The organism is Piscibacillus salipiscarius (assembly GCF_042685285.1).
Taxonomy (GTDB): domain Bacteria; phylum Bacillota; class Bacilli; order Bacillales; family Alkalibacillaceae; genus Piscibacillus; species Piscibacillus salipiscarius.
The window spans coordinates 77,530-99,766 of sequence record NZ_JBHUMZ010000023.1 but is presented as its reverse complement, the minus strand read 5'-3'; the positions used below and the strand labels follow the sequence as shown (position 1 = coordinate 99,766).

At 37.7% G+C, this 22,237-nt stretch carries 19 protein-coding genes; 18 read left to right on the top strand and 1 reads right to left on the bottom strand.

Going from position 1 to position 22,237, the window contains the following annotated elements:
• Positions 1-6 precede the first annotated feature (6 nt).
• The 14 genes from ACFSW4_RS10820 to ACFSW4_RS10755 all read left to right on the top strand — a co-directional run bounded on the left by ACFSW4_RS10820 (position 7) and on the right by ACFSW4_RS10755 (position 15,301).
• Positions 7-1,446, top strand: coding sequence for an aldehyde dehydrogenase family protein (locus ACFSW4_RS10820; protein WP_377329250.1), 1,440 nt, complete (start codon positions 7-9; stop codon positions 1,444-1,446).
• 134 nt (positions 1,447-1,580) lie between these two features.
• On the top strand, positions 1,581-2,399 hold the full coding sequence (locus ACFSW4_RS10815) for a DUF817 domain-containing protein (protein ID WP_377329231.1): 819 nt from the start codon (positions 1,581-1,583) through the stop codon (positions 2,397-2,399).
• A gap of 335 nt (positions 2,400-2,734) precedes the next feature.
• Positions 2,735-3,934, top strand: a complete 1,200-nt coding sequence (locus ACFSW4_RS10810; RefSeq protein WP_054753774.1) for a DUF4317 domain-containing protein — start codon at positions 2,735-2,737, stop codon at positions 3,932-3,934.
• Between the two features lie 114 nt (positions 3,935-4,048).
• Complete coding sequence (locus ACFSW4_RS10805) at positions 4,049-4,831, top strand: MBL fold metallo-hydrolase (protein ID WP_377329229.1); 783 nt, start codon at positions 4,049-4,051, stop codon at positions 4,829-4,831.
• 190 nt (positions 4,832-5,021) lie between these two features.
• Positions 5,022-5,354: an SCP2 sterol-binding domain-containing protein gene (locus ACFSW4_RS10800; RefSeq protein ID WP_054753771.1), complete on the top strand. Its 333-nt coding sequence runs from the start codon at positions 5,022-5,024 to the stop codon at positions 5,352-5,354.
• A 25-nt stretch (positions 5,355-5,379) separates the two neighbouring features.
• On the top strand, positions 5,380-6,513 hold the full coding sequence (locus tag ACFSW4_RS10795; protein WP_377329227.1) for an acyl-CoA dehydrogenase family protein: 1,134 nt from the start codon (positions 5,380-5,382) through the stop codon (positions 6,511-6,513).
• Entirely contained in the window at positions 6,500-7,699 is a 1,200-nt protein-coding gene (locus tag ACFSW4_RS10790) for an acyl-CoA dehydrogenase family protein (protein WP_054753769.1), read from the top strand. The genes ACFSW4_RS10795 and ACFSW4_RS10790 overlap by 14 nt, the downstream gene beginning before the upstream one ends.
• Before the next feature lie 21 nt (positions 7,700-7,720).
• Complete coding sequence (locus ACFSW4_RS10785; RefSeq protein WP_054753767.1) at positions 7,721-8,512, top strand: enoyl-CoA hydratase/isomerase family protein; 792 nt, start codon at positions 7,721-7,723, stop codon at positions 8,510-8,512.
• A 24-nt stretch (positions 8,513-8,536) separates the two neighbouring features.
• Positions 8,537-9,379: an SDR family NAD(P)-dependent oxidoreductase gene (locus ACFSW4_RS10780; protein ID WP_054753765.1), complete on the top strand. Its 843-nt coding sequence runs from the start codon at positions 8,537-8,539 to the stop codon at positions 9,377-9,379.
• 18 nt (positions 9,380-9,397) lie between these two features.
• Positions 9,398-10,540 carry a thiolase family protein gene (locus ACFSW4_RS10775; RefSeq protein WP_377329225.1) on the top strand — a complete coding sequence of 381 codons (1,143 nt, stop codon included), beginning with the start codon at positions 9,398-9,400 and terminating at the stop codon, positions 10,538-10,540.
• A 14-nt stretch (positions 10,541-10,554) separates the two neighbouring features.
• A complete protein-coding gene (locus ACFSW4_RS10770) occupies positions 10,555-10,914 on the top strand; it encodes an SCP2 sterol-binding domain-containing protein (RefSeq protein ID WP_279401665.1) in 360 nt (119 codons plus the stop codon).
• Positions 10,915-10,929: 15 nt separating this feature from the next.
• Positions 10,930-12,777, top strand: a complete 1,848-nt coding sequence (locus ACFSW4_RS10765) for an AMP-dependent synthetase/ligase (protein WP_377329223.1) — start codon at positions 10,930-10,932, stop codon at positions 12,775-12,777.
• Positions 12,778-12,812: 35 nt separating this feature from the next.
• Positions 12,813-13,916, top strand: a complete 1,104-nt coding sequence (locus ACFSW4_RS10760; protein ID WP_377329221.1) for an SDR family oxidoreductase — start codon at positions 12,813-12,815, stop codon at positions 13,914-13,916.
• 17 nt (positions 13,917-13,933) lie between these two features.
• Positions 13,934-15,301 (top strand): aldehyde dehydrogenase, encoded by a 1,368-nt coding sequence (locus tag ACFSW4_RS10755; protein ID WP_377329219.1) that lies wholly within the window; start codon positions 13,934-13,936, stop codon positions 15,299-15,301.
• On the opposite strand, the gene ACFSW4_RS10750 is transcribed toward ACFSW4_RS10755, so the two are convergent.
• Entirely contained in the window at positions 15,294-16,814 is a 1,521-nt protein-coding gene (locus ACFSW4_RS10750) for a response regulator transcription factor (RefSeq protein WP_377329217.1), read from the bottom strand. The two genes, ACFSW4_RS10755 and ACFSW4_RS10750, sit on opposite strands and share 8 nt — an antisense overlap.
• 455 nt (positions 16,815-17,269) lie before the next feature.
• Between ACFSW4_RS10750 and ACFSW4_RS10745 the strand changes: the two genes are divergently transcribed.
• The 4 genes from ACFSW4_RS10745 to ACFSW4_RS10730 all read left to right on the top strand — a co-directional run bounded on the left by ACFSW4_RS10745 (position 17,270) and on the right by ACFSW4_RS10730 (position 22,226).
• A complete protein-coding gene (locus tag ACFSW4_RS10745) occupies positions 17,270-17,866 on the top strand; it encodes a DUF6230 family protein (RefSeq protein WP_377329215.1) in 597 nt (198 codons plus the stop codon).
• 23 nt (positions 17,867-17,889) lie between these two features.
• Entirely contained in the window at positions 17,890-18,348 is a 459-nt protein-coding gene (locus ACFSW4_RS10740) for a DUF6114 domain-containing protein (RefSeq protein WP_054753759.1), read from the top strand.
• 32 nt (positions 18,349-18,380) lie between these two features.
• Positions 18,381-20,255, top strand: coding sequence for a hypothetical protein (locus ACFSW4_RS10735; protein ID WP_377329213.1), 1,875 nt, complete (start codon positions 18,381-18,383; stop codon positions 20,253-20,255).
• 318 nt (positions 20,256-20,573) lie between these two features.
• On the top strand, positions 20,574-22,226 hold the full coding sequence (locus tag ACFSW4_RS10730) for a long-chain-fatty-acid--CoA ligase (RefSeq protein WP_054753753.1): 1,653 nt from the start codon (positions 20,574-20,576) through the stop codon (positions 22,224-22,226).
• Positions 22,227-22,237 lie beyond the last annotated feature (11 nt).

The following is a 22,237-nucleotide window of genomic DNA, read 5'->3' as shown; positions in this document are numbered from 1 at the left end:
TTTTAAATAGTGAAAATAGGGTCAATCATTAACGGCAGGGAGCGGTTAGACGAAGGCCGAGAGACGCTTGACGTTTTAAATCCTTATAATCAAGAAAAGATTGCGGGAGTTAAACTTGCGACCAAAAGCGATTTGAATGAGGCAATCGAAAATAGTTATGAAAAATTCCACCATGATATGAAGGCCATGCCTGCTCACGAGCGTGCTGATATTTTAAGGAAAACGGCGGATCTCCTAATTGAGAGAAGTGAAGAGTTTGCAGAAGTCATTAGTAAGGAAGCAGGAAAGCCGATTAAATATAGCCGGGGCGAAGTGGAACGAGCAATGCAAGTACTGCGCTTTGCCTCGGAAGGTGCTAAACACATTACAGGCGAAGTGATTCCGATGGATGCGGCAATTGGTGGTCAGCATCGCATGGGTTTCGTCAAGCGGGAACCATTAGGGGTTGTTGGTGCGATCACCCCGTTTAATTTCCCGCTAAATTTATCACTTCATAAACTTGCTCCTGCGATTGCTGCTGGGAACACGGTTGTGTTTAAACCAGCAGAGAAAACGCCTGTGTCAGCTTATATGTTAGTAAAACTCTTTGAAGAAGCGGGGCTTCCAGCAGGTTTTATTAATTTAGTCATTGGTTCTGGTGAAGAAGTAGGTGCCCCATTAGTAGAACATGACAAGGTTCATAAAATCAGCTTTACAGGCAGTTTACCAGTCGGAAAAAATATTATGGAAAATGCAGGATTTAAAAAGGTGACATTAGAGCTTGGGTCTAATTCCCCTAATATAGTGTTTAACGATGCTGATCTCGAACAGGCAACAACGGAATTAGTGAAAGGTGCTTTCGCATTTTCTGGGCAAGTTTGTATCTCAGCTCAAAGAATATATGTGCAAAATGATGTATATGATGAGTTTCTATCCAATTATGTTCAAAAAACAGAAGTACTTCAAATAGGCGATCCGATTAAAGAAGATACCGATATTGGGCCAATGATTAACGAAGATGAAGCAAAACGTGCCAAACAATGGATTGATGATGCCGTTCAAAATGGAGCCGAGGTCAAAGTAGGTGGTGAGCGTGAATCGACGATATTAATGCCAACCATTATGACGAACGTGAAAAAGAATATGAAAATCATCGCCGAAGAAGTTTTTGCTCCAATTGTGTCAGTCATTCCTTTCCACACAGAGGAAGAAGCGGTTCAACGTTCAAATGATTCGATTTATGGACTTCAGGCAGGAGTGTTTACAAAGGATATTAATCGTGCCATGCGAGTAGCAGACAGGCTCGAGATGGGCGGGGTATGGATTAATGAAATTTCAACTTACAGACAGGATAACCACCCATATGGCGGAGTGAAGCAAAGTGGTGTAGGAAGAGAAGGTGTTAAATACGCAATAGAAGATATGACCGAGATGAAATTTATCGGAATGAAAATTGATCAAGGTTAATTTATATGTCATCAGAGGCTCTTACTGAATAAGTGAGAGTCTTTTTTATTAATCAATCAATAATTATTTATTGAATTTCGATAAATAATTATTTATAATCAAAATAACAAATGTTATTTTGGGAGGCATATTTAATGAGGTCATTAGAGCAGCTCGTTCGTTTTGGCTGGGCTCAAGCTTTATCGTGTCTGTTTCCTATTGTCATCTTTGCTTCTTTAGCGCTCACAAAGTTTATTCCGATGCCACAAATGTCTCGTTACGATTGGCTATTAATTATTTGTTTGCTCATGCAATGGTGGATGCTCAAATCAGGCCTTGAGACAAAGGATGAACTCAAGGTAATCACCCTGTTTCACATAATTGGTTTAGCTTTAGAAATTTACAAAGTCCACATGGGCTCTTGGTCGTATCCTGAAGAGGCTTATTCAAAGTTTTTTGGGGTGCCGTTATACAGCGGTTTTATGTACGCAAGTGTTGCGAGCTATCTATGTCAAGCTTGGCGAAGGCTAGATGTGAAGTTAGTACAGTGGCCCTCGCAATATTTAGTCGTACCACTTGCAGCTGCCATTTATTTAAATTTTTTCACTCACCATTATTGGGTCGATGTTCGCTGGTGGTTATCAGCTTTAGTGATTATTATTTTCTGGAAGTCGTGGGTGAACTATAAAGTGGGTCAAAAAATTTACCGTATGCCACTTTCGCTTTCGTTCGTTCTAATCGGCTTTTTTATATGGATTGCTGAGAACATCGCAACATTCTTCGGTGCTTGGGAATACCCAAATCAAACGGAAGCCTGGAGTCTTGTTCATTTAGGTAAGGTGAGCTCATGGTTGTTGTTAGTCATTGTTAGTTTTCTCATCGTGGCAACGTTAAAACAAGTTAAAGCATCACCTATAAAAGAAGAACCAGTAAACGTACATAATCCTTCCTTATACGGTTACGATAATAACTGATTGGAGGGATGGATATGACAAAGGATTCAAAAGCGCCGAAAGTTAAGCGAAACGGTGAAGGTAAACGTCCAGACGAACAGAGAAGAGGAAAGGCCAAATCAACTGCTCGAAATACGAAGAATTAAATGACTGTACTTAAACGCCTGACTTAAGGGCGTTTTTTATTGTGTGAATACTTATAAACGTGAAGAGTGTCTTATTTTTCTAGAAAATCTCTGCACTTTACTAGAAAAACAATCACCTAATCCAAAATTCATATTTTATGACTAACTAATTCAACTGTATTCTATGATAAAATAAAGCGGTATGACTTTTACATCATAGGAGTGAATCAATTGAATAAGAAAGATATCGCAAATATCCGTAAACAATTTAAATTAGACAATGACCTACTTAATATTAGTGAAATTTTTAACGTGTACATAATGAAAGAATCAAGCGAAATCTATCATGCTCAAAGTCTACCTTTTGAAATGTTAGAAGACGAACAGAAAGAATTGTTTTTAAACAACTTTAAAAAGGTTTTAACAGGACAATTAGATGAGAAGCTATTCGAACTGAAGTTTAATCGTGAATCAGAACATAATAGCCAAATGATTCTTCATCAAGGTTTATTAAGTCAAAATACGGATGAGTGGACGAACCACATGATGCAGTTAGTTGAAAAAATGCTTAAAGATAAGCAGTACGAAATGGATCTTGTCCTCACCTTTGTAAGAGGAGATGTGAGAATTCCGATGAAGAATCAAAGCGACGAGGGGGATGAAAGTGACCGAGACACGGTTTACTCACACCCATTTATTTTATGTAGCATTAATAAAACGCAGGATCCGAAGAAAGAATTGTTATTTGATTATATCGAGAAAGAGTTCAAGTATAATATCGTTGTTGATCCAATTATTAATCTGAAAAAGCCCGTTTCAGGATTCATGTTTCCGTCGGTGACAGATCAGGCTTCGGATGTGAATCATGTCCTTTATTCAACAGGTAAAGCAAACGAGCTTGATTATCATTTCATAGAAGAGGTGTTAAATGCTGAGGAGATCATGACGGCTCAGGAAGACAAAGTGGTCTTTGAGGAAGTGGTGAAAAAAGTAACGGGTGACCAAATCAACACTTCCACTCTCTCAAATGTATATGAAGAGATTCATCACGTCATGGAAAATCATGAAGAAGAAGAGCCTCCTAAGCTCGACTATAAAGATGTTGAACATGTGCTCAAAAGAAGCGGAGTAAAAGACGTTGACCAGGAAAAAGTTCAAACGGCTTTTAAAACAGTTATTGATGATGAACAATATGAGTTTAAGGCGAGTAGTATCGTTCCAAAATATAATAAAAAGTCGATCAAAATTAAAACGAAAATTGCTGATATATCAGTTGGCCCACAAGATTTAAAATATGTCAGACAGGTTCAAGTGAACGGGAAAGTTTGCCTAATGCTTGAAGTGGAGGAGAACACCGTTATTGAAGGCTTCGAAATGATTCCAGAGGTGTTATTTCAAAAAGTGGATGATGAAGGTGAACCAAATGAATAATATTTGAGCTGGGCTATGGTAAGGAAATTATTTTCACCCCTTCATTTGTCGGGGTAGCCAATAACCCATTTATAGGATTAAATAATAAGTAATATGGTCAAGGGTGAGATGAACATGAGTCAAACCAATGTGATGGTAAAAGAAATTCCCGTTAACCCGTTTTATAGGAAAATGTCGGTATATCTATATTATATTGACGGGTTATTAATTGATACTGGCCCTAAGATTAATCGTTACTCTCTCATACCTTTTTTTAAATCTATTAAGCCAAAACAGGTAGCTCTGACTCATCACCACACTGATCATGTTGGAATGGTACCTTGGCTGGCTTTTTATCAACAATCGACCATCTATTGTCACCCTAATATGATGTCTTTAATAACAAAAGACATTAATCATTCTTGGTATAAAAAGGTTTTCAAGCAAGAACAAAAGAGTTTGATTAAGGCTTACCCAAAGGTTATCAATACCTCGAATTTTACATTTCAGCCAATCGAAACGCTTGGTCATACTTACGATCATGTGTGCTTATATGAGCAAAATGAAGGGTGGCTTTTTACGGGTGATTTATATGTGACACCGCACCCTAAAGTGTCTTTACAAGGTGAATCTATTACAGAATACATTGATGCTATAGAGTCACTCCTGCAATTAAATTTTACAAAAGTATTTTGTGGTCATCAAGGAGCGGTTAATCACGGACGCGAAATGCTTAAGGAAAAACTTAATTACCTAAAGGAAACCAAATTTAAGGTGAAGCAATTACACGATTTAGGTTATTCGGATCAAGAAATCGTTAAGGAATTGTTTCCTGGTAGAGTGAATTTAGAGATTTTTACGTTCGGTTCCTTTTCTCGTATTAATTTTGTTAGATCTTGTTATCAAGAACGAGTGTAAAATAAACGTTATTCAAGCGCAGCCCGCGGTTAATTAATAATCGCAGACTGCGCTTTTCTTATATACAAAACTCGTATGACTTACAGAAAACTTCATTAGAAACCCGACATATTACGGAATTTTATTTGAAATTGATTCAGAATAGTATGAAATTAGAACATTAACACAAAACATTTAAGGAGGAATTTAGATGTCTGAGTTGAAGGCAGTTTTTCAAGAAATTGACGCAGCATTAAATGAAGATCCGAGCCGTGCAAAAGGTGTAGAGGCGGTTTATCAGTTTTATTTAGATGGTGAAGCATATCAATTGGTGTTAAAAGGTAATGAGGGATATGCAACGGTTGGAGAGGATGAAGATCCAGACTGTACGCTTAAAATGAGTCAAGAAGACTTTATCAAAATGGTTGAAGGTAATTTAAACGGTACTCAAGCTTTTATGAGCGGGAGACTTAAAATCAAAGGCAATATGGGGTTAGCTTTAAAGCTACAAGACATTTTAGCGACGTATCGTCAATCGGCATAGAAGAAATAGTTGAGGGGGAACTTTAGTGATATCATTTCGTCCATCAGAAGATGAAACCGCTTTCTTTAAAGTGGCTAGAAAACTAGCTGAAGAACAAATTAGACCGCAAGCTAAAGAAATGGAAGATTCGAAACAGGTTAGTTCTGACTTAATTCATGAGATGAAAGATTTAGGTTTTTTATCACTTGAATTACCTGAAAGTTTGGAGGGGTTAGAGCTTCCTCTTATGACGCAAGTGCAAATTCTCCAAGGTCTTACCTATGGAGACCTTGGAGTTATGCAAGGTATGCCAGATTGTGGCGATGCAGCTTCTGTTTTTAGAGTTTATCAAGGTGATCTGAAAGTTAAATTACGAAATCAAGTCGTTGCGTTTATCAACATTCCTGAAGAGAACTGGAATAAGCCATTAACCATTACAAAAAAAGATGATGGATATGTGCTAAATGGGGAATCAGAGCCCGTCCGTTTAGCCAAACAAGCGGATCAAATGGTAGTCTGTGGCAGCGATGATCGTGGAAATAAAGTTGTTTTATTAGTTGATGAAACAAATAGTTGGTCTGTTGAAGAAGGAGATTATCGGTTAGGCCTTCTAACTGCTGGAATTGGTCGTGTGAAAATGGAGAAAGAATTTGTTTCACATCATCAAGTGTTAGCTGAAGGGATTGAAGCGGATCAATTAATCAAGAAAGCGTTGATGAGAATACAAATTCTTCAAGCAGCCAAAGAAGTCGGGCTAATGGAAGCAGCACTTGATTATGCAACAGAATATACGGCAAACCGTAAAGCGTTCGGGCAAGAAATTGCTAAGTTTCAAGGTGTGTCCTTTAGAATTGCGAAGATGGCGATTGAAACGAGGGTTGCCAATCACCTATTGTGGGAGGCTGCGGTTAAAGCTGATCAAGAGTCGGAGGATGCCGAAGGTCTAGCATTAAGAGCGATCTACCGTGCCCACAAGTCATTACGTTATGTCACAGATTCAGCTGTGCAGTTGTTAGGTGGGCATGGATTTATACAAGAATTCCCGGTTGAAAAATGGATGCGCGATGCCCAAACACAAGTTGCGCTATATGGTAGAGAGCTAGATTACCTCCACAGGTGGGGAAAGAAGATTGTCGGCGCTAAGGAAAGTAAGGTGGTTAAAGCTTATGATTTCGTTTGAATTATCCGAGCAGCAAAAACAAATTAAGGAGATGACCCATTGGTTTGCAGAGCATGAAATGAGGCCCATTGCGATGGAAGCAGACCGTTTAGAAAGAGTTCCTGATGATTGGCTCGAACAAGTTAATAAAATGGGGATTCATTTAAATACCTCATCCTTTAGTAGTGATCAAAAATCTCAAGGACCCAAAAAGGAACGAGAAGGTAACCGAATGGGAGTGCTGGCCACTGAGGAAATGGCGTGGGGAGACCCCGCTGTAACTTTGTCCCTTCCTGGTGCTGGATTAGGCGGCCCACCTATTGAAAGTAGCGGGACTCCTGAGCAAAAAGAGAGATTCCTTACTATTTTTAAAAAAGACCAGCCGCGTTGGGGTGCTTATGCTTTAACTGAACCTGATGCAGGTTCTGACGCTTCAGGAATTCGAACAACGGCGAAAAAAGTAGAAGGCGGTTATATACTGAGTGGTCAAAAAATATTTATCACCAATGGCGGAAGAGCATCGTGGGTAGTTGTGTTCGCAACGGTTGACCCTTCTTTAGGTAGAGCTGGACAACGCGCTTTTGTCGTTGAGAAAGGAACGCCAGGGTTTAGTTGCACAAAGCTAGTTAAGAAAATGGGGCTTCGTGCTAATGAGACAGCTGAATTATTATTTGAAGACTGTTTTGTTCCAGATGAAAACTTACTTGGTGGAGAAGAGCTATATCAAGTAAGTGGTTCTAAGCCATCGGGATTTCAAGTGGCTATGAAAACATTTGATAGCACAAGGCCGATTGTTGCTTCTATGGCTATTGGAATTGCGCGTGCAGCGTATGAATATACTCTAGATTTAGTCAAACGCGAGTTTCCTAAGCACGGTAAATTGTATCATTTAGCTACAGAACTATTAGCTGAAGCAGAGCAGGATATTGCAGCTGCTCGCTTGTTGACCTGGGAAGCTGCGTGGAAGGCTGATTTAGGAATGGCTAATGCCAAAGAAGCGGCTATGTGTAAAGCTTATTCAGGTCAGATGTCTTTAGAGGTTTGCTCAAAGTGTTTAGAATTACTTGGTCCTCTTGGATTAGATGGTCACATCGTTGAAAAATTATATCGTGATGTGAAAGTATTTGACATTTTTGAAGGCACAAATGAGGTGCAGCATTTAGTGATTGCAAGACGGCAATATGAACCTTATAACATAAAAGTTTAGCACAAGTAGAGGAGGAATAAGGTGTCTTATCAAACACTTCATATCGAAAGAAGAGATCAAGGAGTTGCATGGATTTGGATCAACCATCCTCCTGCAAACGCGATTGGTGAAGAGTTGATGCAAGACTTGGAGGCTGCTGTAGATGAATTAAGCTTTGATGATCAGGTTCGAGTCGTCGTAGTGGCCTCGGATCATCCCAAAACCTTTTTAGCAGGAGCCGATTTAAAAGGAATGATCTCAGGCGAGCATGATTTTACAGAAGAAGAAAATGGCATAGCTCAACAATGTGCGAGAATGCAGTCGTGTTTTCAGCGTTTTCAGGATATGACAAAGCCTGTTATAGCTGCCATTAATGGATATGCGCTTGGCGGTGGATGCGAACTTGCTTTAGCTTGTGATTTCAGGCTAATGGGAGAAGGTAAGATTGGTTTAACCGAGTTATCTCTTGGACTTATTCCGGGTGCAGGGGGTACACAGCGTATGACTCAATTACTGGGTCGAGCCAAAGCGACTGAGCTGATTTTCAAAGCGAAAAAATTAACAGCAAAAGAAGCTGAGGAGATAGGTTTAATTCATCAAGCAGTAGACCCAGAGCATTTTGAAGCTGAAGTAACTACATTTGCAGAACAATTATCTGAAGGCGCTGTTCATGCTATGGGTCTTGCTAAACGGGCGATTAATGCCGCTGAAGGCTCTTTAAATGAGGGGTTAGAGGTTGAAGCTCAAGCGTTTAGCGAAACGTTTATGACGGATGAACCAAGTATTGGTCTTGCAGCGTTTTTCCAAAAAGAAAAGCCACAATTTATTAAGTGAATTTAATTAAAAAGGTGTGATCGTATGTCATCTTGGAATGATTTATTAAAAGGTAAGGTTGCGGTTGTGACTGGAGCATCAAGAGGTCTTGGCCGTGCAGATGCACTTGCGTTAGCAGAGGCAGGAGCAGACGTTGTTATTACGGACATTCTAATAGAATCAGATGAAAGCAGTGAGGAAGAGGCTGAGCGTTTTGGACCTATTGCACAAGTGATGCAGAGTACAAAAGTAATGTATGCGGACCAAACAGCAAAGGAAATTCAAGCCATGGGAAGGCAATCTTTTTCTATGAAAATGGACGTGACCGATCGAGAGCAGGTTCAGGAGGTCTTTGAAAAGATTATAGATGAGTTTGGTAAGATCGATATTTTAGTAAATAATGCAGGGACGTTAGATCATGTGTCTCAAATTGAGAACCAAAACGATGATTTTTGGGAACGTGATTTAAATGTTAATTTGACGGGTGCTTATAACTGCACAAAGGCTGTTTGGCCATATATGAAGGAACAAGGTGATGGAAGAATTATTAATATGTCTTCTGTTGCAGGAACTTTAGGAGGGTTTGGGCAAGCGAGTTATTCTGCAACAAAAGGAGGCTTACTCAGTTTTACCAAAAGTATGGCCTTGGAAGGTGCTAGACATGGCATTAATGTCAATGCAATTGTTCCTGGAATTATTAGTACTGAAGCTTTTAATATGGGAAATCAGAAAATGAATGAACGAATGATTAACCGTACTGCTTTAAAGAAACCTGGAGAACCTGAAGACATTGCGAATGCTATAACATTTTTGGTTTCAGATAAAGCGAAGTACATTACTGGTGTTGGACTGAATGTGTCAGGTGGTATTGAATTATTCACTTATTAGTACTTGGAGGTAGTAATCATGCCGGATGTATACATTGTAGATGCCCTTCGAACGGCAACTGGCAAAAAGAACGGGACGTTAGCTAAGACACACCCCGTTGATTTATTGGTTCCTGTGTTACAAGAACTCGTTAATCGTAATGGAATCAATGCTGAGGAGGTTGATGATGTGGTAACTGGATGTGTCACGATGACTGATGAACAAGGTGGCAACATCGGAAGGCTGGCAGTCTTGGCCGCTGGTTTCCCTGTAGAGGTACCATCATTCTCTTTAAATCGTATGTGCGGATCGAGTCAGCAAGCTATTCATAATGCCTCTCAGGCCATATTAGCTGGTGATGAAGATGTGGTCATTGCCTGCGGAGTCGAAAATATGTCTAGAGTTCCAATGGCAAGTGATTTAGGAGCATTTAGTGATCAGTTGGTTGACCGTCATCAAATTGTTCCGCAAGGTTTCTCAGCTGAAATGATTGCACAAAACTGGGGATTATCACGTGAAGAGCTAGATGAGTTTTCATTACTAAGTCATCAAAAAGCTAAAGAGGCTACAGATCGCGGAGATTTTGAGCGAGAAATTATTCCGATTGATGTTAAGACAGATACAGGTGCGACAACGTTTAAAGCGGATGAAGGGATTCGTAGAGAGACATCGATGGATCAATTAAAAGAATTAACGCCATCTTTCCAGCCAGATGGAGGAGTTGTGACAGCAGGAAATTCAAGTCAAATTAGTGATGGTGCAGCAGGTCTGTTACTCATGTCTGAACGCAAAGTAAAAGAGCTTGGATTGCAGCCTCGATCTCGAATTATTGCCCGTTCCGTAGTTGGTGTCGATCCAGTAATGATGTTAACAGGTGTAATCCCGGCCACAAAGAAAGTTCTGAAAAAAGCCGGACTTACACTGGAACAAATTGATGCGATTGAAATAAATGAAGCGTTTGCTTCTGTTGTGAAGGCATGGGAAAGAGAAATTCAACCTGATATGAATATTGTAAATCAAAGAGGTGGTGCCATTGCCTTGGGGCATCCGCTCGGTGCCAGTGGAGCAAGATTAGCCACAACGCTTCTTCATAGACTTGAAGATGAAGGCGGCAAGTATGGGTTACAAGTCATGTGTATTGGTTTCGGAATGGCGACAGCCACCATAATTGAGAGGATATAAGGAGGAATCGTGTCATGGCACGACAAGAAGAGATGACAAAACCGACTATGTCTGAAGTATTTCAAATGATTGATGCAGCGATTAAGTATGATCCAGATGCAACAAAAGGTAAGGAAGGAGTTTACCAGTTTAATATTAAAGGTGATGAAGAAGGAATCTATCAAATGATTATAGATGAACAAGGTCCGCGTGCTGTTGAAGGCGAAGAGCTACCCGCTCAAGTAACCCTTGAGATGAATGGAGACGATTTTAAGGAAATGGTCGCAGGTACACTCAATCCGACGGCTGCATTCATGGGTGGTAAACTCAAAATTAAAGGGAATATGGGGCTTGCTTTTAAGTTACAAACTGTACTCAATTCTTTCTCGTTTTAAAAAGGAGGAGGCATGATGAAACCTAATAATTTAGTAGAAATGCTTGATCGTACCGTTAAAAAGCACCCTAATAAGGATGCTTTTATGTGGAAAGAAGGAGGTGCGTATAAAAGAATAACTTATAAGGATTTTTGGAGTCGTATGATGCATGCCGCAGCAGGATTTGGCTACTTAGGATTAAAAGCAAATGATAAAGTGGCGCTCCTATCGAATAGTAACCCGATGTGGGGAATGACTGACTTTGCTTCTGCTAGTATAGGAGCCGTAAGTGTGCCAATATATCCGACGTTACCTTCAGAGCAAATTAATTATATTTTAAACAACGCAGACGTTAAAGCCATTGTTGTCGAGAATGAAGAGCAAAGGCAAAAAGTGTTAAATACACACTCTAACGTTGAGTGGATTATTACTATGTATCCTGACAATCAGTCTTCTTATGATGAAGGAGAGTTAAGTTTTGCTCAGCTACTGAAATATGGAAAAGAACATGCCCTTCCGAAATGGGAAAACCAGTGGCGACAAATTAATCGAGACCATTTATCTACTATCATCCACACCTCTGGCACGACGGGTATGCCAAAGGGAGTCATGTTAACACACGGGAATTTTCTAGCTAATATTGAAGGTGTTCAATTTTGGTTAATCGAACTTCTACCAGAAGACCTCTCACTATCATATCTTCCGCTATCACATGTTTTTGAACGGATGGCAGGTCATTATATGCCATTATCCGTTGGGACCACTATTGCTTATGCAGAAAGTATTGATACCATCCAAGAAAACATACAAGAAGTCAGACCAACTGTTCTAACAAGTGTTCCAAGATTATTTGAAAAGGTATATGCCAAAGTCATGGAAGAGATCAACCAAGGAACACCTGTTAAGAAAAATGTGTTTAATTGGGCTGTAAAAGTTGGTGAAGAACGATACGAGAAATATATAGAATCTTCTTTTGATCAATTAATTTTAGGTGAAACCATGTCTAAATCGTTCTTACGTAAATGGAAACTTGCAGATCGTTTAGTCTATCAAAAGATTAAAAAGAAACTGGGTGGCCGGTTAAGAGGGATGGTCTCTGGTGGTGGAACTCTTAACCCAGAATTAGCTAAATTCTTTTGGGCGATTGATTTACCATTACTTGAAGGGTACGGCTTGACGGAAACAACTCCTGTCATTTCAACGAATCCAATGATCCGTGCTAAGGCTGGGACAGTAGGAAAAGTATTACCTAATATTGACGTTAAAGTCGCAGAGGACGGTGAAGTATTAGTTAAAGGCCCAAGTGTTATGAAAGGCTATTATAATGATGATGAAGCTACCTCACAGGCTTTTGTTGATGGCTGGTTCCACACAGGTGACCTTGGTCAGTTTGACGATGAAGACTACCTAAAAATAATAGGAAGGAAAAAACGATTACTCGTCTTATCGACAGGTAAAAACGTTGCCCCTCAGATTTCTGAAAGCGCTCTTAATGATAGTGCTTATATTGAACACTCCGTTTTGGTAGGAGATAAGCAAAAGTATGTGATCAGTCTCATCTATCCAGACTATGAAAACTTAGAAATTTGGGCTAAAGGGAAAAATCTTCAATATGATAGCTATCAGGAACTAGTAGAGAAAGAAGCTGCATTAGAGCTGTTCAATAAAGAAATTAAAGAACATACTTCGAATCTAGCAGATTTCGAGAAACCCAAAAAATGGATCATTATTGGTGACGAGTGGTCGGTTGAAACGGGTGAATTAACACCTAAGTTAACTGTTAAAGTAAATGTGGTGGAAAAAAAGTACGAAAGCCTTATCAAAGAAGCTTATGGATCAGATTATTCTGAGGCAGTTAAGGGTGAAGTCGTCAATCAAGGTTGATTTTGATTGAACACTTAATTGGAGGTGGTGTCTTAATGGCGAATCATTATTTTTTTACTGGTTTTCCTGGTTTTATCTCAATTAATTTAATTAAGCAATTAATCAAAGGAAATTCGGATGTGGGCAAAATCTCCTTACTCGTCTTACCAACTATGAAGACGAAAGCCCAAGAAGAATTAACTCAACTTAAAGAAGAATTAAACATGGGTGAAAGCGGGCCAAAGTTTGAATTAATCTTAGGAGATATTACCAAGCCAAATTTAAATATAGAAACAGAGACGAATAAGCAATTAATCGATTCTGTTAGATACGTTTTCCACTTGGCAGCCATTTATGACCTTGCTGTACCTAAAAAGCTAGCCTATGAGGTTAATGTCAAAGGCACGGCAAATGTCAATCAGTGGGTGAAGTCTTTAAAAAACCTCAAGAGATATGTCTATTTCAGCACGGCCTATGTTGCAGGAAAAAGGCAAGGGCCTATTTTAGAGACTGAGCTTGATAAAAAGCAAGAGTTTAAGAATCATTATGAACATACAAAATATGAAGCTGAAGTACTTGTTGAGCAGTTGAAAGAGAGCGTACCACTCACCATTATACGACCTGGGGTTGTTGTCGGACATTCTAACTCTGGTGAAACGACTAAATTCGATGGCCCCTATTTTCTATTAAACTTTTTCGACCGTTTGCGTTTTTCTCCAATCATCCCTTATCTAGGTAAAGGAGAAGCTGAAGGGAACTTTGTGCCAATTAATTACATAATAGACGCAACTATTTATTTAAGCCATTCAGATAAAGGCATCGGAAAAACGTATCATTTAACAGATTCTAATCCTTATCAGATGAAAGACATCTATCGAATGATGTTAGAGCGTTTATTAAATAGAAAGCCATTAGGTACTATTCCTTTGTTGTTTGCTAAAGTGTTTCTATCTTTTTCTATTATTAGAAAGTGGTTAAAAGTTGAGAAAGAAGCCTTAGATTATTTCACGTTTAAATCTGAGTTTGATGCTACTCATTCTAAGTTAGACTTAGAAGGATCTGGCATAGCCTGTCCAGACTTTAAAAATGTCATTGATGCGATTGTTCCTTATTATGAACAACATAAACACGATGAGCAAAAGCATATTGAAATTCGATGAAGGTTAGGGGTGATGAGGTGAGTTATGCGGAAATCGTTGAAGAGCAAAAAACTTATTTTAATTCTAAAGTAACGCTAGATCTTAATTACCGGATCAAGGCTTTAAGCCAATTAAAAGAAACGATTAAAACATTTGAACGAGATATCTTTCAAGCATTAAAAGATGATCTCAATAAATCCGAATTCGAATCATATTCATCTGAAGTTGGGGTTATTTTACAAGAAATAAGCTTTACTTTAAAACAATTAAGGCGTTGGGCTAAACCAACCAAAGCTAAGACGCCAATAACTCATCTTGGTTCCAGAAGCTACATCTATCCTGAACCTTATGGAGTGTCACTCATTATCGCTCCATGGAATTATCCCTTTCAATTGTGTCTAGCACCATTAATCGGAGCAATTGCAGCTGGAAATTGCGCTGTCATCAAACCATCAGAATTAACGCCACATACTGCTAACATCGTCGGTCAAATTATTCAAAGGACCTTTCCAGAAGATTATATAACTGTCATTAATGGTGGTGTTGAAGTCAGTCAAGACCTTCTATCATTACCATTTGATAAGATCTTTTTTACTGGGAGCACCCGTGTAGGGAAAATTGTCATGAAGCAAGCATCTGAACATTTAGTGCCTACTACTTTGGAATTAGGCGGGAAAAGCCCGTGTATTGTTCATGAGGATGCTAATTTGAAATTAGCTGCCAAACGAATCGCTTGGGGGAAATTTTTAAATGCTGGCCAGACATGTATCGCACCAGATTATCTTTACGTGCATCAGTCTGTAAAAGAGGAGTTTTTATCTTACCTAAAGGAAGCGATTGAAGAGTTATATGGGAAGGAACCTTTGAAGAACGAAGATTATACAAGAATAGTTAATGAGGAACACTTTGAGCGCCTTAGTTCATTTATAGATGATCATACAGTGTGTATGGGCGGTAAAAGAAGTAAAGATCAATTAATGATAGAGCCTACCGTCCTTACACCCGTGACTTGGGAAGATTCTATTATGAAAGAAGAGATTTTTGGGCCGATTTTACCAGTATTAGAATTTCGAGAGCTTTCTGAAGTCATTCATAACCTAAATAATCAAGCCCATCCACTAGCCCTATATTTATTTTCAAATGAACATGACGTTCAAGAGTGGTTGGTTAATGAAACCTCATTTGGCGGTGGTTGTATTAATGATACCGTTTATCATTTTGCATCTTCCCATTTACCGTTTGGTGGTGTAGGAGCTAGTGGAATGGGTGCTTACCATGGAAAAGCAAGTTTCGAAACGTTTTCGCATCAAAAAAGTGTTTTAAAACAAACAGTTTTATTTGACCTACCATTTCGCTATCCCAATATAAAAAATGGATTAAATAAATTAAAATGGTTCCTTAAATAAGATCGCTACGAATTGCTTTAGCAACTGCTTCCGTTCGATTACGTGCATCCATCTTTTGAATAATCGCCGATACATAATCCCTCACTGTATACTCACTAAGCATTAATTGACTAGCTGCCTCAGTAGTGGATGCACCTTCAGACATTAGTTTTAAAACTTCTAATTCTCTAGGTGAGAGATGAAACGAAGCCTTTTGTTTATGAGGTGAATGTTGTTGGTATTTACTTAATAGTTCACCTGCTGTTTTTCCAAATTTAATTAATGCTGAAAATGTTTCATGTGTTAACTTAAACTGTTGATTTGGTCCTTGATCTAGTATCGCTGCACCTAATAATTGGTTAGAAGAAGTTGAGAAAATCGGTGCTACGACAATAGATTGTAATTGAAATTGTTCAACATATTTTCTTGGAAAGCCTAAGGTTGCATCTTTGATATATATGGGCTGAAGAAAGCTCATCGTTTTCTTAAATAGATTTACAATATTTAAGTTATTTTGGATAATGGGTAAATTGTCGATATCTTCGGTTATGTTCTGTATCGCGTTCGTATCAATTTGATAACCGTATAAACCAAACCCCATCCCTTCGTTCATAGAGTATGAAAATAGAGCGCACCGTTCAAATGGTAGATATTTAACATATCCCTCTGAAATAGCTTCAATAGCTTCATCATAGTCATTTGAATTAATAATGGATTCGTTAAACATAATCACAGAATCTTTCCAATGGTGTTCATCTTTTTGCTTTTTGATCGACTCTCTTCCATTTTCAAAAATGTGTAACGCATAGGTAATAAATGGAGTAATATTGACTATTTCATTGGTATTAGCACATATGAGTAAAGTTCCTTCTTGATAAGGAAGTGAGATTGTATTCATAATCCGCTTTTTATCTTCTGGCATTTGATTGATTAACAGCTCTGATAATGCATAAATTGATCTCGCTTTAAGTGGTTCATCTTCGACAATTAGATTTTGATTCATATTATTAAACCATTTTTCAACCACATAGGTTCCCTCTTCTTGAGTAATGGCTGCTGCCCACTCAATCGGCAGTTGTCTTGAACTAATTAGATTCTTTAAGAAATAATCAATTGAGAAGTATTGCTCGTAAGGCAAAGACGTTAGGTTCTCACTGATTTTTGAAAACAGGTAATGTATAGACTGGTGTAAATCATATTGATCATCTTTTTGAGTTTGTAAGACTTTATGTACAGCATTTTCTAATAAAGAAATGATGAAATGGTTGCCTTGAAAAGATAGTGGTTGTTCCTGGTAAAGTCGCAGGTCTACCTCTTCTTCATGTTTAACAGTTTCTAATTCATTAGAAAACAGGTAGTCAGAGAAAAAATTAACGGTTGCTTCAATATCATCTGCTGATTTCTTCCCTGTCGATTTGAAGTGATTTATGATGTTATTCCATTCATCTAAGATGGGTTTCTGATTAGCTTGTATCACATTTAACCCTTCTTTAAGTACAGGGTACATGATGTGGTCTAACGAAAGAGTTAACATAATTTGCTCCTTTCGTTTAACGTTAAGTCTTTTCTAAATTTTACATTAATTATAATTGGATTATTCAGATTATTCAATAAAAAACAGTTATAACCAAGCTTAACTTTTCGAAGTATATAATAATTCAAACATTAAACCTAAGTCTTTAGACCCCCGATTATTTTAGGTGTTAGATAATGAACTAGGATAATTTATATCAAAAGTTCCTATTTTTGTCGGGTATGATTCTGACCCATCTTTTCTTATAATTTAAATAAATAATTGAAAATTTAGATAAATAGCAAGTTTTAAGGATCAAAAAATTGTTATAACAATTTTTTATTCAAATATTGAAAGCGTTAACACGATATGTACTTGAAAATACAAACATATTTGGAGGTGGATTATTAGCGTTTATTGTATAGGACCTTGTTGATCTATCATAATAATTTTTTTAAAAGGAAAGGTGATTAGGTGTGAGTAAAGAACAAAATGCAACGGTCGGAAGTGTGCTGAAAAAGAAATTAGTGGTGGCGCTATTATCTGGGTTTATAGCGCTAGGAGCTTTAATTGGTGTCTTTGGCTTTAGTGGTACAGCTTTTGCCTTACCATTAGGTGGAATTGGGGACTTCTATGTTAAGTTTGATGAACTAAACGGTAAAGGGTTTCAATTAATGCCACAAATTGGTGAAACAGGTGAATCGGATGCTGAGCCGATGATTCGAAATAAAATTGAAGAAGTAGAAATTACGAACCTTCATATCTTTAAAGATATTAAACTACCAAATGGAAATTGGATCAGAATTAATATTGTTGCAGATGGTAAAACGACCATTAGTGGACTCATTCAGGATGCTCGTCTAATTGATGCTGATTTAAAATTTGATGAACTTGCGATTAAACAGAAGAACACCGATAACTATAAACAAAACTGGACTCAAGATGCGGCGAACATCAATATTAAAGATGCTACTTTAGTAACCGATTATCTATTTCAACAAGTGGTTAGTTTAGAAGGCACTAAAATTTATATCGATAAAATTGATGAGCCTTATATTTACGAAATGGATTAAATCATCTTGAAGGAGGCTTTTATATGTTTAAAAAGAAGGAATCAATCTCAAAAGAAGAGCGATTACAACAGAAGTATTCCAAAATAAACGAGTCAGGTAAATTTAAAAAATGGCGTAATCAAAGACCTTTCTGGGGAGCTACCTTAACGCTATTGGCAGGATTAATGATTTTATATATTCCAACGCATTTGTATGCCATTGCTTTTATACCAGGGTCATTAGTGTTTGTAGGTTATTTATTTGGAGGATTAACGCTAATACTTGGCTTGTTATCGTATATATTTCCACAGTTCTCAACTGTATTTGGTGTGATGACGATTTTTATATCTGTTTTATCCATTATGGGTGCGTTAGGCGGATTTGTCGTTGGTACGATTATTGGAATCATCGGTGGATCTCTCCTAGTTGCATGGGAGAAGGTTGAATTATCAGTTAAAGATGATGACCCCGATTTAGAGTCCGTTCAAACCGCTCAAGCTTAAATGCTAAATTTTGTATCTTAGGAGACATGTCTATGAAAGACCGTCACCAATTTCATCGATTGTATAAATTAAGTTTAATTATTGTATTAATTATTGGAGTGCTTGTACCTTATTTCTCTGAGCAACCTGCAATGGCTAGTGAAGAAAACAGTGGTGATTCTGGCTTTCTCATTCATTCGGAAAAAGTAGAAGGTGAAATGAACTTACTAGGGGCAGCACTTGGGAAAATTGATATTCGTTCAGGTACGATTGAAGGACTCACGATCGTCAGCAAACTGGGCACACCAAGTGGTCCTATGACGACGCAAATTACCTCTGAAGGCCCTGTTCCTGTTAAAAATTTAAAGGCAACCACAGCTGGTCATTCTTTTCCAGAAATAGGTGGCTTTTGCGGGGTTGATGTGTTATCTGTCTTTAATAATGGGAACTTAGAGCAAGTTTTAAAAAATACATCATTAAATCAAATCAAGTCAGCATCTGAAACCATGGGGTATGATTTAATTAAATTATTGAGTCAAGCAAATGGTCCAGATATTGATTATGAAGAGTTTTTTAACACGACTGGTGATTTACCACTTACAGAATCACTAGAGCTGTTGACAGAACTATTAAGAGAAAAAGGGTATGAACCTAATGTTGATTTGTCTAATCCATTTACCAAACAAGAAATAGCTGAACTAATGGACGTGTTAGGAGTCAATGTTGGTTTAAATCAAATCTTAAATGCCGTTCAGCCTGAACCTATTTTTGCCTTATTGGATGGTATTAATCTGGGACCGCTATATGTCGATGTTTGTTTAGAAGACGTCACCATGAAAGTAGTCGAACAAAGTGTAGAGAATATTAGCCTTCCAGATACGGAGATTAAAACATGTTATAAGGAAGAGTGTGACATAAAAGTTAGCCAAAGTTCTTCAGAATCTAAACTAGATCAACTGAAAAACCTACCAGAAATTGATCAAAATGCTACTACCACGAAAAGTTTAATTGAGGAACAAAAGGAAATAAATGAAACGAAAAACGACTATGAGAAAGATCAAGAACGTCTAAATAATCTTCAAACATTATTAGATAAAGCCAATAACTTATACAGTCAAATTCAGAATCGCAATTACTTAAATGAGATTGATCAGTCACATAATAAAATTGATCAATTACTCAAGTCTAATGAGGGTAAATTAGGAACAAAATTAAAATCACTTTCTAATGATGTGCAGAATCAATATGATTCTTTATATCAAAACACGAGCACGTTGGTTAAGTTGATGAATCAAGTGTCATCTGAAATTGATTCGATAAAAGAACGGATGGATAAGTACGAATCCTTTATTCAGAAAGCAAAGGACCAAAAGAAAGGTGAAACGTATTATACGCTTATCCAATTAATTTATGAGAAATACGGAGATTCTCAAGCACGTATCATTAATCAAACAGAGTTGGTCAAAGAACTAGAAGCATTCATTGAAGAATTTAATAAAACAGAAACTAGACATCAAAAATTATCCGATCAATCGATGACTTTATTAAAAGAAGTAGAATCCGTTACAAAAGATATTGCAACAGTAGAGAAGAAAATTAATGGTATTACTGAGGTTGAGGAAAAAGACCGTCAAACTAATGAGGAATCGAAGAATGAAGAAACGAAAAACGATGAAACGACGAATAAAGCGAAAGATATAGTTGATGACACTAAAGATATTATAGATGATACTAAAGAAAAAATCACAAATCCGGTAAACTCAGACCAAAACAAAGAGTCAGATGAATCCCCTCAAGAAAAAAACCAACCAGAGGATAACGAAGAATCTGATGAAGACAATCAAACTGATGATGGTCAAGAAAATGAGGAAGAGGAAGAAGATAAAGAGTGCTTTAAATTATTAGGTCTTCCGTTATTTTGTAATTAAATAGACTGAAATAGAATATATTAAAGAGGCCAGGACAAAACATGTCTTGACCTAGAAGAAGACGAATATTAGGGGTTAATTTACTCCCTAAAATTCGTCTTCATTTTTTAGCTGCGTCAAAATGCAAATCTAGTTGGGTAACTGATTTTTCATATTGATTCATACTTTGCTAGTTTGTTATAATATATTAAAAATTCTGAACATACTAACTGGTACGTATGCTAAAATATATAGTAGAGAACTTTTCAAGATCATTTTCACCTTTTCATACTTACTGGTTGGTATGTCGTTTAATATTCTATGAAAGGAGTTAGTTTTATGAACAATACGAAACACTTTGAATTTTGGCCAGCAAGGTTGCCGAAGTCATTAACAGTCCCTAAGACAACGCTTTTTGAAGATTTGGAGATGACAACGAGAAAGTATCCAGACAAAGTGGCTATGCAGTATTATGGGGCTTCGTATACTTACGAAGAGATTTATTCTGAAGCCCAGAAGCTGGCAGGGTACTTGGAGCATGAGTTAGGAATTCAAAAGCAGGACAAAGTCTTATTGTTTATACAAAATTCACCTCAATTTTTGATTAGTTTTTTTGCTATATTACGTCTTCGTGCTGTTGTTGTTCCCATTAATCCAATGAGTGTAACGGAGGATTTGGAATTTTACGTCAAAGACTGCGGTATTAATCATGGGATCGTTGGACAAGAATTAATTAATAAAGTATTGCCTCTTAAAGAATCTCACTTATTAAGCGAGTTAATCGTTGCTACTTACTCTGATTATATTAATCAGTCAAACACTTCACTTGAACTACCTTCACTTGTTACTGAACCACGTCAAACGAATATAGAAGTAATCTCTTGGCATGAAGCAATGCAAGCTGAGAAAAAGGCTACTGAATTTAACGGCAAAGAGAATGATGTTGCTGTCATTCCTTACACCTCTGGCACGACAGGCCTTCCAAAAGGTTGTATTCACACGAATCGAACGGTACAAGCAAATACAGTCGGAGCCGCTCACTGGATGAACATGACGGCAGATACGGTTACGTTAACGACACTGCCTCTTTTCCATGTGACGGGTTTAGTTCATAGTGCTTTAACACCTATTTATGCTGGTGGGACGCTAGTTATCCTAACTCGCTGGAATCGTGAAAATGCAGCAAAAGCCATTGAGGAATTTGGATGTAATCATTGGATTAATATTAGTACCATGTTAATCGATTTTCTCTCTAATCCAAATTTAGAAAACTACGATATTTCTTCTCTTACTCAAATTGGTGGAGGAGGAGCACCTTTACCTGAAGCTGTGGGTGAAGACCTATATAACCGAACTGGACTAAGGTTTGTGGAAGGTTATGGGTTATCAGAAACCATTTCTCATACTCACTTTAATCCCCCAGATCGTCCTAAATTACAGTGTTTAGGCATTCCTTCTTTTGATGTTGATGCTAGAGTGATAGACCTTGAGAGTGGAGAAGAGTTAGGGGCAAATGAAGAAGGTGAGCTAGTCGTTAATGGACCGCAAGTTTTCAAAGGGTATTTCCAGCGTGATGAAGAAAATGAAAAGTCATTTATTACGTTAGATGGTAAGTCATTTTTCAGAACAGGAGATATCGTCAAAATGGATGAAGATGGTTACTTCTTCATAGTCGACCGTCTTAAGCGAATGATTAATGCGTCTGGATATAAAGTGTGGCCGACTGAGGTAGAATCCATTTTATATAAGCATCCAGCTGTTCAGCAAGCGTGTGTGGTCAGTGCGCCTGATGAAAAACGAGGCGAAACAGTTAAAGCGTTTGTGATTCTAAAAGAAAATTATAAAGGGGAAGTAGACGAAGGAGATTTGATCAATTGGTCTAAAGACCAAATGGCAGCTTACAAATATCCTAGAATCGTAGAATTCAAAGAAGAGTTTCCTACAACAAGTAGTGGGAAAATTCTTTGGCGCGAGTTACAAAAGAACAGCTAAAAATTAGAAAG